12 protein-coding genes are annotated in these 14,895 nt (G+C 35.0%); 8 read left to right on the top strand and 4 right to left on the bottom strand.

From position 1 onward, the window contains the following. Nucleotides 1–74 precede the first annotated feature (74 nt). Nucleotides 75–896: an AraC family transcriptional regulator gene (locus PSA_RS01780; RefSeq protein ID WP_042148993.1), complete on the bottom strand. Its 822-nt coding sequence runs from the start codon at nucleotides 894–896 to the stop codon at nucleotides 75–77. Nucleotides 897–1,113: 217 nt separating this feature from the next. Here PSA_RS01780 and PSA_RS01775 point away from each other — a divergent pair, with 217 nt between their 5' ends. After that, nucleotides 1,114–1,599: a GNAT family N-acetyltransferase gene (locus PSA_RS01775; protein ID WP_042148989.1), complete on the top strand. Its 486-nt coding sequence runs from the start codon at nucleotides 1,114–1,116 to the stop codon at nucleotides 1,597–1,599. Nucleotides 1,600–1,612: 13 nt separating this feature from the next. Here the strand turns inward: PSA_RS01775 and PSA_RS01770 are convergent, their stop codons facing one another. From PSA_RS01770 to PSA_RS01760, 3 genes are all read right to left on the bottom strand, one after another. Further along, nucleotides 1,613–2,326: an ABC transporter substrate-binding protein gene (locus tag PSA_RS01770; RefSeq protein WP_052380127.1), complete on the bottom strand. Its 714-nt coding sequence runs from the start codon at nucleotides 2,324–2,326 to the stop codon at nucleotides 1,613–1,615. A 74-nt stretch (nucleotides 2,327–2,400) separates the two neighbouring features. Next, nucleotides 2,401–3,408 (bottom strand): AraC family transcriptional regulator, encoded by a 1,008-nt coding sequence (locus tag PSA_RS01765; RefSeq protein ID WP_042148987.1) that lies wholly within the window; start codon nucleotides 3,406–3,408, stop codon nucleotides 2,401–2,403. Next, nucleotides 3,405–4,328, bottom strand: a complete 924-nt coding sequence (locus tag PSA_RS01760; RefSeq protein ID WP_042148984.1) for a GGDEF domain-containing protein — start codon at nucleotides 4,326–4,328, stop codon at nucleotides 3,405–3,407. The genes PSA_RS01765 and PSA_RS01760 overlap by 4 nt, the downstream gene beginning before the upstream one ends. A 554-nt stretch (nucleotides 4,329–4,882) precedes the next feature. On the opposite strand from PSA_RS01760, the gene PSA_RS01755 reads away from it, so the two are divergent. The 7 genes from PSA_RS01755 (at nucleotide 4,883) to PSA_RS01725 (ending at nucleotide 14,861) form a co-directional block, all read left to right on the top strand. Continuing rightward, complete coding sequence (locus PSA_RS01755; RefSeq protein WP_042148981.1) at nucleotides 4,883–7,675, top strand: TonB-dependent receptor; 2,793 nt, start codon at nucleotides 4,883–4,885, stop codon at nucleotides 7,673–7,675. 61 nt (nucleotides 7,676–7,736) lie between these two features. Then, a complete protein-coding gene (locus PSA_RS01750) occupies nucleotides 7,737–9,032 on the top strand; it encodes a metallophosphoesterase (protein WP_042148978.1) in 1,296 nt (431 codons plus the stop codon). Between the two features lie 258 nt (nucleotides 9,033–9,290). Continuing rightward, nucleotides 9,291–10,541 carry a S41 family peptidase gene (locus tag PSA_RS01745; protein WP_042148975.1) on the top strand — a complete coding sequence of 417 codons (1,251 nt, stop codon included), beginning with the start codon at nucleotides 9,291–9,293 and terminating at the stop codon, nucleotides 10,539–10,541. Nucleotides 10,542–10,767: 226 nt separating this feature from the next. Continuing rightward, nucleotides 10,768–12,642: a serine hydrolase gene (locus PSA_RS01740; RefSeq protein WP_042148972.1), complete on the top strand. Its 1,875-nt coding sequence runs from the start codon at nucleotides 10,768–10,770 to the stop codon at nucleotides 12,640–12,642. 39 nt (nucleotides 12,643–12,681) lie between these two features. After that, a complete protein-coding gene (locus tag PSA_RS01735; protein WP_082305601.1) occupies nucleotides 12,682–13,776 on the top strand; it encodes a sensor histidine kinase in 1,095 nt (364 codons plus the stop codon). Beyond that, nucleotides 13,770–14,507 (top strand): LytTR family DNA-binding domain-containing protein, encoded by a 738-nt coding sequence (locus PSA_RS01730; RefSeq protein WP_042148968.1) that lies wholly within the window; start codon nucleotides 13,770–13,772, stop codon nucleotides 14,505–14,507. Before PSA_RS01735 ends, PSA_RS01730 begins: the two co-directional genes overlap by 7 nt. Before the next feature lie 132 nt (nucleotides 14,508–14,639). Then, nucleotides 14,640–14,861: a hypothetical protein gene (locus tag PSA_RS01725; RefSeq protein WP_042148965.1), complete on the top strand. Its 222-nt coding sequence runs from the start codon at nucleotides 14,640–14,642 to the stop codon at nucleotides 14,859–14,861. Nucleotides 14,862–14,895 lie beyond the last annotated feature (34 nt).

Below are 14,895 nucleotides of genomic sequence, written 5' to 3'. Positions count from 1 at the left end.
TTTGCACTTTGCTCATTGATAATGATTGTAAATTATTGCAAAACAGCCGTTAGATATATTAATTAAATTTGAGATTATTTAATCTGTTTTTGAAAATGAGTGGGTGTAATCAAATATGCATTTTTAAAAGCTTTATTAAAATGGCTTTGATCAAAAAAACCAACTTTATGGGCGATATCAGCCATATTGCTGCCTTTAGCTAAGGCTTTTTTAGCATATTCCAATCTTACACGTTTTAAATATGCGTGAGGCGTCATGCCTGTTGCGGCTTTAAATTGTCGTAAAAATTGAAATTTACTTAAGCCAATAGAGCTAGCTAATTGCTCTAATTGAAAAGAGTTGCCCATTTCATCGTGAAAGCGCGCTTTTATATTAAGTAAATTCTCTTGTGAGAGGTTAGGGCTTGTATTGCTTAAATTAGAGACGCCAAATCGCATAAATAACTCAGTACAAAAAGCCATCAATGTTGTTTCTATTTGCAATTGATTTTGGCGTGTTTGAGCTTGAGTTAGCATGTTATGAAGTTTTAAAAAATGATTATAGATATCAGGCTCATGATTTAAAGGCTTAGCAAAAAATAGTTCTTTAAGATTTAGTTCATTGGCGATTTGGTTGGCGTAATCTATAGGAATCGACATTACAAAAGCTTGATAAGCTTCATTATTGATACTTTGGCCATTATGGCTTTCGTCTGGGTTTAAAGTTGATATAAAACCTTTGTGTAAACGGTACTTTTCGCCTTTATGTTTATATTGCTGACCGCCTTGGGTAACTACGCCTATGTGATAATCTAAATGAACATGCTGGTCGAATTCAAAATGTTGAAAACGAGCATGGCTAAGTTCAATATCTGGAAGAATAGGGTTATGCCAATAATCAATTTTTTCTTCAAACATATTTTAATTAAAACCTAGTTAGCCATTATAAAACTGAATTTTGTGATGCCTTTTCTCATTGTAGTGCTGTGTTTATCCTGTGCGCTAGTAAATTATTGCAGTATATGAACGTATCCTTATGAATATTAATCATGGGTTGTTGATAACTATGCATTGGTATCATCTAGCTTGAAAATATAAGCTATCAGTAATGAATATTTAACGAATAGAGATAATAATGAGTGAATTAACAATAAGAGTAGCGACAGAAAATGATGCTGGCACCTTGTTTAAATTTATAAAAGAATTGGCGATTTATGAAAAAGCTGAACATGAAGTATTAGCAACTGCAGAGACGATTAAAAGCAGCATGTTCTCAGATAACAGTAATGTGCATGCGCTTATTTGTGAGCTAGATGGCGTTGAGATTGGCTCTGCGATTTACTTTTTTAATTATTCTACTTGGCTCGCCAAATCAGGGCTTTATTTGGAGGATTTATATGTATCGCCTGAATTTAGAGGCAAAGGCGCAGGTATCAAACTTTTAAAAGCATTAGCTAATATAGCGATTGAAAAAGAGTGTGCGCGTTTTGAATGGAGTTGTTTAGATTGGAATACACCTTCTCGCGATTTTTATGCTTCTATTGGTGCAAAAGATCAGCCTGAGTGGATCAGTTATCGTATGACAGGTAAAGAATTGGTTGATTTTTCTAAGCTTAATTAAATAGTTAATGTGATTATTTGCTTTTTTTAAAGCGATTAAAAGCCATGTTTATTTTTTTAATTAACTCATTTGGTGAGTCTTTATGAATAGCCATGCAAATTTCGTTTTGCCCTGTTAAATCAATAGAGAATATCTTTGTTACTGTGTTAAAAGGAAGGTTATGCTTTTTTAGCTCTAGTTTCATGCCTAGTTCTGAATTAACAAGTAGGTTTATGCGACCTGCTATTAATTTACTTGTATTGATAGACATTTCAGGGGCTAAATCTAGCTGTTCGCCTTCTTTAAACCCTAAGTTGAGTAAATATGAGTGACTCCAATCCCCCCTAATAATTCCGATTGTGTATTGTTTTGCTTGTTCAATATTTTTAAATTCAATCGCTGGGTTATTAGCCATTTGATAAAAATGCATTGGAGTAGGTTTTATTATGGGGCAGAACCAGTGAAATTTATCTTCACGCTCTTTTGTTTTGTAAATAGAATAAATTAATGTGTTTTTCTTTTGGGAGGCAATCTGAAAGCTTCTAGCCCATGGGTACATCAGTATTTTATATTTAATATCGGCATCGGATAGAATTTTATTTACTATAGCTGTTGAGGTACCAACTAGCTTTCCATCTTTATTTAAATAGTTATAAGGAGGCCAATTTTCAGTTACAACGAGTAGGTCTTTTGATTTCGATTCAAAAGATATTAGGGTTAGAAATGTGATTATTATAAATAATTTCATAAAATCACTTTAAACTAGAAGTTGAATAGATGCAATTTTTGTATGAAATTTATACATTAAGGGCGTGTGAAGTACTAAATTTTTCTTAATGTATTGGGTGTCATGCCTGTCCAGCGTTTAAAGGCGCGTCTGAAATTGGTTGCATCATTAAATTTTAGTGTGTGAGATACATTGTTATTATTGCTGCCTTCTATGGTAATTTGATAGATGGCTGCCTGTTTTTTTACTAAATCTAATAGCTGTTGAAAGCTCGTATTGTGTTGCTTCAACTTACGTTTAAAAGTCGCGGGGCTTATTTTTAAATAAGAGGCACTTTGCTCTAGTGTTGCGCTGGTATTTTTATCTAGATAAATCAATATATGTTGAATTAAACCGGGCTGTTTATTACGCTGTTTTTTACATTTTGATAAATATAAAGATTTTAAGGTTTTACTGCTGTCTTGTAGTTGTAAGTTTAAATATTTATTTTCAATCCCGATCATAAATATATGTTGGTCAAATTGTAGGTTTTCGCCAAGGCTTACTTGATACTCTTCTATATGTGACGGTTGAGAGTAAGGGAATTTAAATGCGATGGGAAAGTTTTGTCCAAACCGCAGTTTAATCACACTCACTAATATACTGCAAAATAACTCTGCCATAAATATGGCGTGTTTATCATTAAACTCACCAAAAGCGTGATTAATAATCAAATAGGTTTTATCGTTATATTGTTTGTATTGAACAAACATTAAAGGAAATAATAATGGCTGAAAACACATTATTATTTTTATCATCTCGGATAGGTTTTTTGCATTAAGTAATACATTTGATATTGCACCCAAATTACCAGGAAAAAATCGCCTGCCAAGTAAAAAACTCATGTCATGATTATTCAGCAATTTTTGGCTGTTTTCTATCAGCTTAAACAATTGCAAAGGGCTGATAAATATTTCACCTTTGCAAATATCATCGTAAAACAGCTGAGTACCTTTAAGTAATTTATGTTGATTAATGCCACGCATTAAACATAGATCGATTAACATCACAGCCAAATGCGGGCTCTTTAAAGTTTTATCTGTTACTTCAAATAGTTTACTCATGCTGCAAGGTTTTTAATTTTTGATAATTTAGTTTGCAGCATATTTTGATTTAGTTTATCGATTAAAATACTGTAATCATCACCTTGCTGGTACTGGTATATACAAGCTAAAAATTGATGATATACAGCTTGCGAGGTACGACCTGGTTTATAAGCTAAATGAGAAATGGATGCTTGTATTTGATGCGCTATTTCTTCTGCCGTTTGCTGATGGGTATGCGGTAATAAAATAATAAACCTATCAGCGGCAAACCGGCATGCTAAATCGGTATCACGTATATTCATTAAAATGAGATTAGCAAATTCTCTTAGTAATTTATTGCCTTGCAGATCACCAAACTGACGATTAAAAGTATCAAACTTGCAGACATCAAGCATGATCACACTAAAGCCTTGTTCTTCAGTATTCGTGTTTATCTCGCGTGTTATTTGATTTTTCATATACTCAACACTATTTAGCCCTGTTATGTAGTCTGATAGGCTGTGTTCTCTATAAAACCGCTCTTTTTTGATTAATTGCGCATTGAGCGTTATTTGTTCTTGATGCCAATAATATAAAGCAATGCTCATCATGATCATGCCTATTGGGGCTGGCAATGATTCAATGGTTGAGATCCAAGCACTGGCTTGCGGGTAGTGAATAAATTCATCTAAAAAATCTAACATCATCGACAATTGCATAATAGCGAGGCCACTGATCAATAAATGGGTCACTTTGCCTTTGGGTCGACTGATCATGGTGAAAAAAATCCAGACCATAATCATTAAGTTGATACAGCCTTCACCCAAGACATCAAACCAATCAATTAACTTGATTGGCTTTAATGCACCCAACGAAAACGTATACATAATCAATGATGTAAAGAAGAGTGTAAGCAAGACAATTGTTTTAGTATGTAACTTTAATAAGGAAAGATTCATGGCTTAATTCGATTTTCAAAGGTGATAAATAAAAATACCATTTCAGTTAGTGAAGCGCTCATTCAGCGGGAGTGCAAAGTACTTAGGCAAGGCGTTAGTTGTAGATAATGTATTTCCTTATCAAACCAATAACCCACTATAAATCACTTTGAAACCAGCCTACTAAAAGACGTTTAGTTCTAAAGGGAATAATAATTAATTCACAGCCATGCCTAGAATGCTAAATCTTCATAAGCTCTCAGTGATAACTTCATTATCAAAATTGGTATACAGCTAATAAATTTAAAAGCAGGGTCATATTAGCTCACACAGATGACAGTATTTTTACAAATTATTATTGAAACTCTTCAATTAAGGTTGAATTCAGATCTTTTATGCACAATTTAGGGGGTCATATCAGCTCATTTATAACCAACTTCGCGCCAAATTAACCTGTGATCCTATTTTTTGAAAAGCATTAAAAATAACTGAAATATTTTTGTCATGAATAGCGATTAGTTTGTTGCCCAAGCAAGAACCGTCACCAATAGAACGCAACTAACATTGAGAAACTCATGAACCGATCCAAACAATCATTTAGTTTAATGAAGAAAAGTATCGTATTTGCCTGTACTAGTTTAATTTCATTATCAGCCTTAGCTGATAGCAATCTTGAAGGTCGTATTACCGACCAAAGTCAGTCGGTATATTTTGATGGCGCACAGATTAAAATAAAAGAACTTAATTTATCAACTGTGTCTGAACGTGATGGTTCGTTTAGGTTCCCTAATGTTAAACAAGGTACTTATACCTTACAAATTCACTACATAGGTATCGCACCTGTAGAAAAGCAAATAACAATAAGCGATGGCGTAGATTCAAGTCAAAACTATGTGATTGGCAATGCAAGTAATGGCATCGAAAATATTATTGTTTATGGCCAAATTGCAGGGCAAGCCAGCGCGTTAAGCCAACAAAAAAATGCAGAAAATTTAAAATCGGTTGTCAGTGCAGATGCAATCGGTCAGTTTCCAGACCAAAATGCAGCGGAAGCGCTTCAGCGCTTACCGGGTCTGTTTATTCAAAAAGATCAAGGAGAAGGGCGCTTTGTTGGGGTACGAGGTATTGACCCTAATTTAAATAATGTCAGCATAAATGGTGTAAATGTGCCATCTCCAGAGGCAGGTGTCAGAAGTGTTGCATTGGATGTTATTCCAAGTGAGTTAATTCAAAGCCTAGAAGTGAGTAAATCTGTTACTCCTGATATGGATGCTAACGCTGTAGGTGGCTCGATAGAAGTTAAAAGTTTAAGTGCATTTGACCGTGAGGAGCAAAGTGATAGCTTTTCAACTGAAGCTTCACACAATGAATTGGTATCAAAAACCAGCCCAAAAATTTCGGGCAGTTTTACCGATAAGTTTGAATTAAAATCAGGTGCAGAGCTAGGTGTAGCAAGTGCGCTATCTTGGTTTAAGCGTGATTTTGGTTCACACAATATGGAAACTGACGGTGGCTGGAGCACCATTGAAGTTGAAGATTCACACACGGATGAAGACACTGAAATATTTGGTGCTGAAGAAATTGAACAACGAGCATATGAAATTTCACGAGAGCGTTTAGGTGCTGCGTTAAATTTTGATTTACGTACAAGTACAACTGATAAATATTACTTACGTACTTTATATAGTGATTTCTCTGATGATGAATTTAGATTAAGAAACGAATACAAGTTTGATAAAGGCCAAGTAGCTGCCAGTTCAGTAACCGATTCTGCAGCGCAATATACTGATGCGCAAATGGATAGAGATACTAAAGATCGTATTCAAGTACAAGAAATCCTCTCTCTGGTAGCTGGTGGCGAAAATAAATTTGATGATTGGGCATTTGAGTACAGCGTTGGTTATTCAAAATCGAGCGAAACCGAAGATGGTCGTATTGATACCGACTTTAATGGCGAAGGTTTTGATTTAGGTTACAGTAGCAATGGTAAAACACCACAGTTAACGTATTCTGCTGATTCTCAAGACTTAACTAACTTTGCGATGGATGAAGTGTCTTATTCAGACAGCTTAACAGAAGATGAAGAGATCAGTTCTCGTTTTGATATTAAGCGCTATTTTACTTTTGATGATCACTATGGTGAATTCAAGTTTGGCGCTAAATATCGCAGCCGTGAAAAGACAAATGCTGTAGATGCAACAGTTTATGATGGTGGTTTTGGTGATGTGACAGCTGATGAATTTGCCACACCAGCACCTGATTATGCATTAGGTGAATTTGGTCAAGGCTTAGATGAAGATGGTTTGCATGATTTTGTAATGATGAATAAATCTACCTTTGATATAAACCAAAATGAATCGGACATCATAACTCAAGGCGAAAGCTACATAAACACTGAAGATGTTTTTGCAGCCTACGGCATGGTCACTATGGATATTGAAGACTGGCATATCGTAGCGGGTGTGAGATACGAAAATACTGCGTTCTCAACCAGTGGTAATAAAGTTGATTTGATCATAGATGAAGTGAATGATTCAGAAAGCGCAAATATTGAGGCGTGGCAGGTAGATAAAGATTACGACCATTTACTACCTAGCTTAAATGTACGATATGAATTTAACGATAACTTAGTTACACGTTTTGCTTATACCAATACTATAGCAAGACCAACATTTGGTGATTCTGCTGCTTATCAAATGATTGAAAGTGAAAGCACGCAAGATGGTAATCAAATCGCAACAGAGCGTAAAGCAGTGGTAGGCAACCCTGATTTAGACCCATATGAGTCATCCAACTTAGATTTTTCTATTGAATATTATCCTGATCGTGTCGGTGTCATATCTGCAGGCTTATTCCATAAAAATATCGCAAATTTTATTGAGCAAAGAGATGTGCATGATAATGGTCAATGGGATGGATACGACGAAGTAATACAAATGGTTAACGGCGGCAATGCTAAGTTATCGGGTGTTGAGCTGGCTTGGACTAAAACCTTTAATAACGGATTATTATTAGGTTTAAATGGCACATTTATAGATGCTGATTCACAGCTACCAGCGCAATCAGATACCTTTGGTAACTTAATGATAGGTTATGAAAACAATGCAATGAGCGCGCGCTTAACAGCAACCCATAAAAGTGAAAGTTTCCGTTTTTATGAAGCCGATGCAGCTGTATATGAGGCGGCACATAATCAGTTAGATTTCAGCCTGAAATATAATTTAAATACCAGCATGCAAGTATCGTTTAATGCCATCAATATTACCGATGAGCCTTATTATTTATACCACGGTGAAACACAAAATAACTATCAATATGAGCAATACGGTCGCTCATTCCAGTTAGGTTTTACCATTAAATCATTTTAAGTTTTAAATTTACCCTATGGTTATATTAGCCATAGGGTTATTTTGTTATTGAGAAAATATTATGACTGCAAAAATTACATTACTGACAGCGAGCTTATGTTTAGCTCTCTCAGCTTGCTCAAACAATGAACCTGCTAATACACAAACTGATGCAGCTAAAGATATTAATTTTTTAGCTTTTGGTGATGGTGGTTATCATGTGGATTATCCTAAAACTAAGCATATTAAAAACCCTAGAAATAAAGCGCAATTTATAGAAAAAGAACGTGAAGACTGGCAAGAAGATTATCGCCCTATGTCTGAGTTTGATCATGCACCTATTTATGTGTATCCAAATACCCAAATTGCCACAGAACAAGGCGGAGCACTCGCTGTAGGCACCGCGATGGCAAGCTTATGTAAAACTAAAGCTTGTGAATTTGGTATTCAATTAGGGGATAATATATACCCTGATGGTGCTGCAGCAGCGGATGGTAAAGATGATCAAAAACGAATGAATGACTTAATATTAGCACCATTAAAGCCTTTGTTTGAACAGCAGCCAGAGCTAATTGTGTATTCTGCATTAGGTAATCATGATTGGAAGACATCTCGTAAAGGGGTTGCCTTACAAACGCAGTGGATGGCACAGCAACCTAATTTTCATTTAGATGCCAATGGTTATTACAGCTACAAAATAGGTGAGCCGGGTAACGATGTAGAGTTTTTTGTATTAGATACCAATATGTTGTTATCTGGGCAAACTTTTTACGAAGTACCGCTTAATCCTGATGGCAGTGAAAAACCGGATCATATTGCGATTGCTGACGGCACTGCAGAGCTTGAAGAGCATGAACCACATGAAAAACCAGCTAAAGGTGAAGATACCAAACAACTAAAATGGTTGGCTGAAGGCTTAGAAAACTCAACAGCTAAATGGAAGCTTGTTTACGGTCATCATATTCTTTGGTCGATTGGCGGTACTAAATATAGCGAAGGTCATGTTTTACGTAAGTTATTAATGCCGTCATTATGTGAAAATGCTGATGCCTATATTGCTGGCCATGAGCATGACTTAGAATTATTAACTGATGACTGCTCTAAATATACAAATGAGTCAGGTAAAAAGTTACCCTTAATCATCAGTGGGGCAGCATCTAAAATGCGTGGTAAACATACACCATTTGCTGAATTTCAAGAGCGAAACTACCCTGAATACGATTTAGTTTGGTCTAAAAGTTTTGTATGGGGCTTTGCACATATCAATTTAGATAACAGCAAAGATGAGCTTAATGTTGAATTTTATACCACACCAACAGATGGTAGCGGCAAGCTTATTACAGAACAAAGCTTTAGTTTTGAGCATAGAACTCAATAGTTAACCTCATATGAAGGGGAAAACTGGTTAACTTGCAATAAAGTTAACCAGTTTTAGTTTTTTATCATATGTTTAGTTGGCAGCAAGACTAAAGAAAAACAGAGGCTCAAGAGGTTTATTGTGATTAACGGTTTGAATAAATGAGAGGAGGAGATAAGGCGTTGTTTACTAAATTAATTTTATTCTTTATTCTATTTGAAACTGTAGCGACAGTTAAATCAATCCACTAATTAGGGTTAACATCATTAAAGGAATAAAATGAGAAGTATAATAATATTATTTTTATTTGTAGTCACTTTACCTGCCAGCTCTGCCAACCAAAAAGAGTTTGATACAGAGTCTGCATGGCAAGAATTTACGCACAATTTTACTCAGAATTACGCTTACCAAAATAGTACAGGTGTCGATACAGCAAAATTATTGGCTCGATATAAAGAGAAAGGATTAGCTGCTAAAAATGAAAGAGAATTTATTGACGTAATTCAAATTTTTTTACGCTATTACCGTGACCCACATTTAGCTATGGGGCCTATGGATGAAAAAGATTATAGTGTGACGCCAACTGGTTCTGATATTTGGGCTGTATACCAAGCAGGGAAATATTTGGTTGAAGATATCAAGTTCAATAGTGCTGCATATAAATCACAGCTACAAGTTAATGATGTCATTATCTCTGTTGATGGTTTATCCGTAGATGAGGCTATTAACCAAGTATTTGGAGGCGATTTCGCTAATTTATCAATTAAACAAAAAGAGTGGGGTTTAAATATCGCGTTAGGAGGTTTAAGAAATCAGGCTAGAACACTGACAGTGCTGCAAGGTGCTAACAAAAAAAGATTTGAACTAGCCGCTACTTATGAAGCGATTAACCTTGCAAAACAAGCGCCTGTATTATCTTATAAAAGTATAAATCAAGTCGGTTATATTCGTTTTAACAATTCGTTAGGTAATTCCGATACCGTAACAGCTTTTAAAGAAGCAATCGAAAACCTCATTGATACAGAAGCATTGATTATAGATTTACGAAATATACCAAGTGGTGGTAATACAGGTGTTGCGGAGCCAATCTTAGGTCATTTTGTTAAACAAAAAACAGCTTATCAATTATATCAATTGCAAGAAAATGGAGTGATGTTTCAAGAAGCTCAAATGCAGCAAGCTTTTGCTAAACCTAATACACCTTTTTATAGTAAACCTTTTGTGGTTTTAGCTGGGCGGTGGACAGGTAGTATAGGTGAAGGCATGATGATTGGATTTGATGCGCTTGGTGCTAGAGCAATAATAGGTGCGCCTGTTGCTGATTTATTGGGTGGCATTAAAAGCTTGAACTTAGGCGAGAGTAACAGTGTTTTATACCTAGGTTTTGAAAGATTATTTCATGTGGATGGTACCTATCGTGAAGATTTTGAGGCAAACATAGCGGTTATCCCAGCAGATTGGGGTGTTGATGGTACTGATCCTGCCCTGAATAAAGCATTAGAAGTTATTCGTAAAGGCAACAAGCAATAAAGACTTTTTTAGCAATAGGCGCCGCTTGGCGTCTAGCGTTAGATTTAAATTGATTAGTCATCTTAGGGTTAATCAAGTCAAATTGTGAATAGGTTTTATGATCACGACCTTGCTTAAAACCGTTTAACTGAATTTACAACCGTTTAATTCTGATATCCTCAAGTCGGCACCTTTTTTACTGAATTAATTTTGTATTCCCTAAAATAGCTAAAAAAAGGGGAACTTTATGAATCTATTTAATAAATCTAAGAAAATTCAATCAGTGTGTTTGACGCTTATAGTGTTGATGATTTCATTTATCAGCTCAGCTAGCAACGTTCAGCAAGTTAACAACGTCGATACATTAGAACAAAAAATCACTTCGATACGAGAAAAGTACGGTGTGCAAGCCTTAGGTGTCACAATTATTGAGGCAAATAAACCAGCCAAAGTATATGCATCTGGTATTGCTAATAAAGCACATCAAGAGCAGGTTACCGGTAAACACCTTTTTAGATTTGGCTCAATCACAAAGTTACTTCCTGGCATTGCAATATTACAACTGCAAGAACAAGGTAAATTGGTTTTAACAGATAATTTAAAAGATATCGCACCAGGTATTCAATTTGAAAACCCATGGTACCAAACTAATCCAGTAAAAATAATGCATTTACTAGAACATACAACTGGTTGGGATAGCCATCCTGCAGAGCAAAAGATATTAAAAGATGATGCGTTGTCATTAAAAAGTATACTCGAGATTTATCCACAAAGTCGCGTGAGTCGTTGGGTACCTGGAACACGTTCAGCTTACAGTAATACAGGGCCAACTGTTGCTGCACGTATTGTTGAAGTTGTATCAGGCATGACATTTTCAGACTATGTTGATATGCATATATTTAAGCCTTTAGATATGAATAATAGCGCTATTTTAAAACCTGATAACTGGAACTCCTTTGGTGTGACTCCGCATTTTAACAATGGACTTGAAGTGGGTTTTGAACATATTGCCACGCGCCCGGCATCTGCTTTAACTGCTTCAATGGAAGATATGGCTAAGTTTATCAATTTATTTTTACATCCAGAACAAAGCCAAGTTTTAACAGCTAAATCAGTTGAGCGTATGCAGAGAATTGAATCAGAGTTAGGTTTTGCTGGTGGGTTAACAACGTTTCAAGGTTTTGCTCATGCAAAAGATAGTATTAAAGGTCAGTTATTTTATGGCCACAATGGTGGTATTCCAGGTGCGATTAGTGCGATTAGATACAACCCAAAAACACAATCAGGTTTTGCCTTTGCTTTATCTAAAGTATCTGGAGCCGCTTTTAATGAAATAAAATCTGTAATTGCCGATCACTTAATTGAAAAGAGCATAATCGCTAAAAAAACACCGCAATTACTTAATCCTGTTTTTAGCAAGACAAATGGTATTTATACAAAAATAAATTCAACTATGAGCTTAAGCAATATCACAGACTATTTTACAAGTGCCGTTAAGGTGAATACTTTTGATAAAGGGCTGACATTCACTTGGTTATTAGGTGGATACCAACTGGCCTATCATCAACAAGATAATAGCGCTGTATTGTATAGCTCAAAAGGGTTGGCACAAGTTACATTAGCCAATGACCCCATTTCAGGAGAAGTTTTATTGCGCCACTCAGATGTGTATCAAAAAACAGTTGCATGGGTGTTTTATGCTAAAGCTGCTACTTTAGCATTGAGTATGATACTGATTTTAACTAATGTTTTTTATGTGTTTTATTCAGTACTAACGCGTTTAGTAATGCAAGTTCGTCGTAAGCCAAAAGCGGCATTATCATTACCGCGTTTATTGATATTTATGTGTACTGCCCTAATATTGGCCGCTGTGTTACCTATTTTATTGGTTGATGAGTCAATTTTATTTGAGAATTTAGTTTGGATAGATCCAATTTTGCTGCTTACAACGACACTTTATCCTGTATTGGTAATGTTAACTGTTTGGTTATGTTGCAAGCAATTTAAAAAACTAGAGAAAGGCTTTCATCGTTTTTATCTGAGCAGTATAGTAATGGCCCATACACTATTCGCAGTATATTTAATGAGTTATAAACTTTTTGCGATTCAATTATCAGCTTAATTATAAGAATAGGGCACGTTAAGTGCCCATAATAAAATTATGAAAATAAAGTTTTTACCGCGCGATTTTACCTTTTGGATTTATCATTGCTGTGCCTTATTTATTGTTATTGGTGTTGACCTAATTACGTCAATGAGTAATGGTCAAATCAATCACAATATTTCAAAGGTATCGTGTTTGTTTATGGGATTGTTTACCTTATTTGCTTTGGTATTTAGGTATACATTTAATACATTTTCTTGGTATCAAATTGAATATCGAAAGCAAATCCCAAGCTTGTTATTTATTGGTACTTTGCTTTCGATTTTGATCACCAGCGTGATTATTATCACATGTTATTTTGTGCCTTATTTTAATCCTATTTATCAAGCTTATATTGGCAAAGGTACACAATTACTATCTGCCTTTTCAACAGCTTTTATGCTTAAACAATCGTTACAAACACAATTGTTTATGTGTTCATGGATTTTTATTTACACCAGTATTACTCATCAAAGGCATGCCTTATCTGCAAAAATGAAAAGCTTAGAGTTAGCTAATTCGTTAAAATCGGCACAATTAGAAAATTTAAATACGCAACTTAATCCACATTTTTTGTTTAACTCACTCAATAATATACGCTTTATGATTGCCGAATCAGTTGATATGGCTGATGATATGATGGTGAATTTGTCTGAATTACTGCGTTATGCATTAGAAATTTCGCAATCCAACAAAGTTTCTTTAAATGATGAGTTAGCAATGCTTAATAAATATATGCAACTTATTAAAGTGCAATATGAAGATAAACTTAACTTTATTAACGAAGTTCCTAACAATAGCCACAACTTAATGATCCCACCTATGATGCTGCAATTATTAGTTGAGAACGCTGTTAAATATGGTGTAGAAAGTTCGACAACCGCAGGCACAATTAAACTCACTTCAAGCCAAACAGATAATACACTGACTTTGAGTTTAGCTAATACATTACCCACAAAAAATGATGTATCGGTTTCGAGCATGCAAATAGGGATTGCCAATATTCGAGACCGCTTACATTTACTTTATGGCAATAAAGCCTCTTTTAATACTCAAGTTAAAGACAATTTATTTATTGCAACTCTGGAGCTACCTAAGGAAAGTCGATGTTAAATGCTGCCGTAATTGAAGATTCGCGTTTAGCGCGCCATGGTTTAATTCGCTTATTAGCGGCCTATGATGAAATAAATGTGATAGGTGATGCTGATAATGTGGCCTGTGCCCTAGCGCTAATAGAAAGTAAGCAACCCGATGTATTATTTTTAGATATACATATGCCAGGAGAAAGTGGGTTTGATTTACTTGAGAAATTAAATTATTCACCCAAAGTGATTTTTACTACGGCCTATAATGAACATGCATTGCGATCTTTTGATTATAACGTTGTTGATTATTTGCTTAAACCTATCAGTAAAACTCGACTAAGCGATGCTGTTGCTAAATTAACAGCACAATCCAACCAAGATACTGAATATGTAACACCTAAAGAAGTTGAGCCAGAAATAAAGCTAACCATGACCAGTAAAGTCTTTATTAAAGATGGTGAACATTGTCATTTAGTACCATTGGCTGATATAGATTATTTTGAAAGTTGTAAAAACTATACGCGCGTTTTTTTTGGTAAAAAAAATGCCTACATTAAAAAGCCGTTAGTGAATATTTTAAATCGACTGCCTGAAAGTGATTTTTTACAAGCAAATCGCCAGCAAATTGTTAATTTAAATTCTGTTACGCAAACTGATTTAGGGGTAGGAGATACCTGCGAAATTGAACTAAATCACATAACGCCAATTTCTATTTCAAGGCGTAATTTACAAGTGCTAAAAACACGTTTAGGTTTTTGATATTTTTATGTGATTTACTTAACTATCTTGCCAATATTTCATGCTCACAAAAGCATTCTAATTATATGTATTTATAGCTAATATATAAAATTATTTAAACTGACACAGTAAATCTAAGTTAAGGGTGAAATTTTGGCACAAGATAGCAGTATTAGTGATGTTCAATCACAAGAGTTAATGGATGTTATTTCAACTAAATGTGATGAGTTAGATTTGAGCCCAGAACAGGTTTTAGATGGTATTGCCCGTTCTTTATTAGGTGCATCAGTTGCTTTTGGCACGAAAGATTTAAAATTAGATATTGAAAATGTTGGTATGGTTCAGGTGTCTGTTGTTGATGGTGAAGATTCATAATGACATTGAATTTAAATGATATAAAAAGGCGCGA

This window comes from Pseudoalteromonas sp. '520P1 No. 423', from assembly GCF_001269985.1.
Lineage (GTDB): Bacteria > Pseudomonadota > Gammaproteobacteria > Enterobacterales > Alteromonadaceae > Pseudoalteromonas.
This window is presented reverse-complemented; position numbering and strand designations above follow the sequence as displayed.

Coding starts and splice junctions, on each gene's coding strand:
- PSA_RS01735 (WP_082305601.1), top strand. CDS start 12,682: ATGAAAATAAAGTTTTTACCGCGCGATTTTACCTTTTGGATTTATCAT.
- PSA_RS01745 (WP_042148975.1), top strand. CDS start 9,291: ATGAGAAGTATAATAATATTATTTTTATTTGTAGTCACTTTACCTGCC.
- PSA_RS01750 (WP_042148978.1), top strand. CDS start 7,737: ATGACTGCAAAAATTACATTACTGACAGCGAGCTTATGTTTAGCTCTC.
- PSA_RS01755 (WP_042148981.1), top strand. CDS start 4,883: ATGAACCGATCCAAACAATCATTTAGTTTAATGAAGAAAAGTATCGTA.
- PSA_RS01740 (WP_042148972.1), top strand. CDS start 10,768: ATGAATCTATTTAATAAATCTAAGAAAATTCAATCAGTGTGTTTGACG.
- PSA_RS01730 (WP_042148968.1), top strand. CDS start 13,770: ATGTTAAATGCTGCCGTAATTGAAGATTCGCGTTTAGCGCGCCATGGT.
- PSA_RS01780 (WP_042148993.1), bottom strand. CDS start 896: ATGTTTGAAGAAAAAATTGATTATTGGCATAACCCTATTCTTCCAGAT.
- PSA_RS01770 (WP_052380127.1), bottom strand. CDS start 2,326: ATGAAATTATTTATAATAATCACATTTCTAACCCTAATATCTTTTGAA.
- PSA_RS01760 (WP_042148984.1), bottom strand. CDS start 4,328: ATGAATCTTTCCTTATTAAAGTTACATACTAAAACAATTGTCTTGCTT.
- PSA_RS01765 (WP_042148987.1), bottom strand. CDS start 3,408: ATGAGTAAACTATTTGAAGTAACAGATAAAACTTTAAAGAGCCCGCAT.
- PSA_RS01775 (WP_042148989.1), top strand. CDS start 1,114: ATGAGTGAATTAACAATAAGAGTAGCGACAGAAAATGATGCTGGCACC.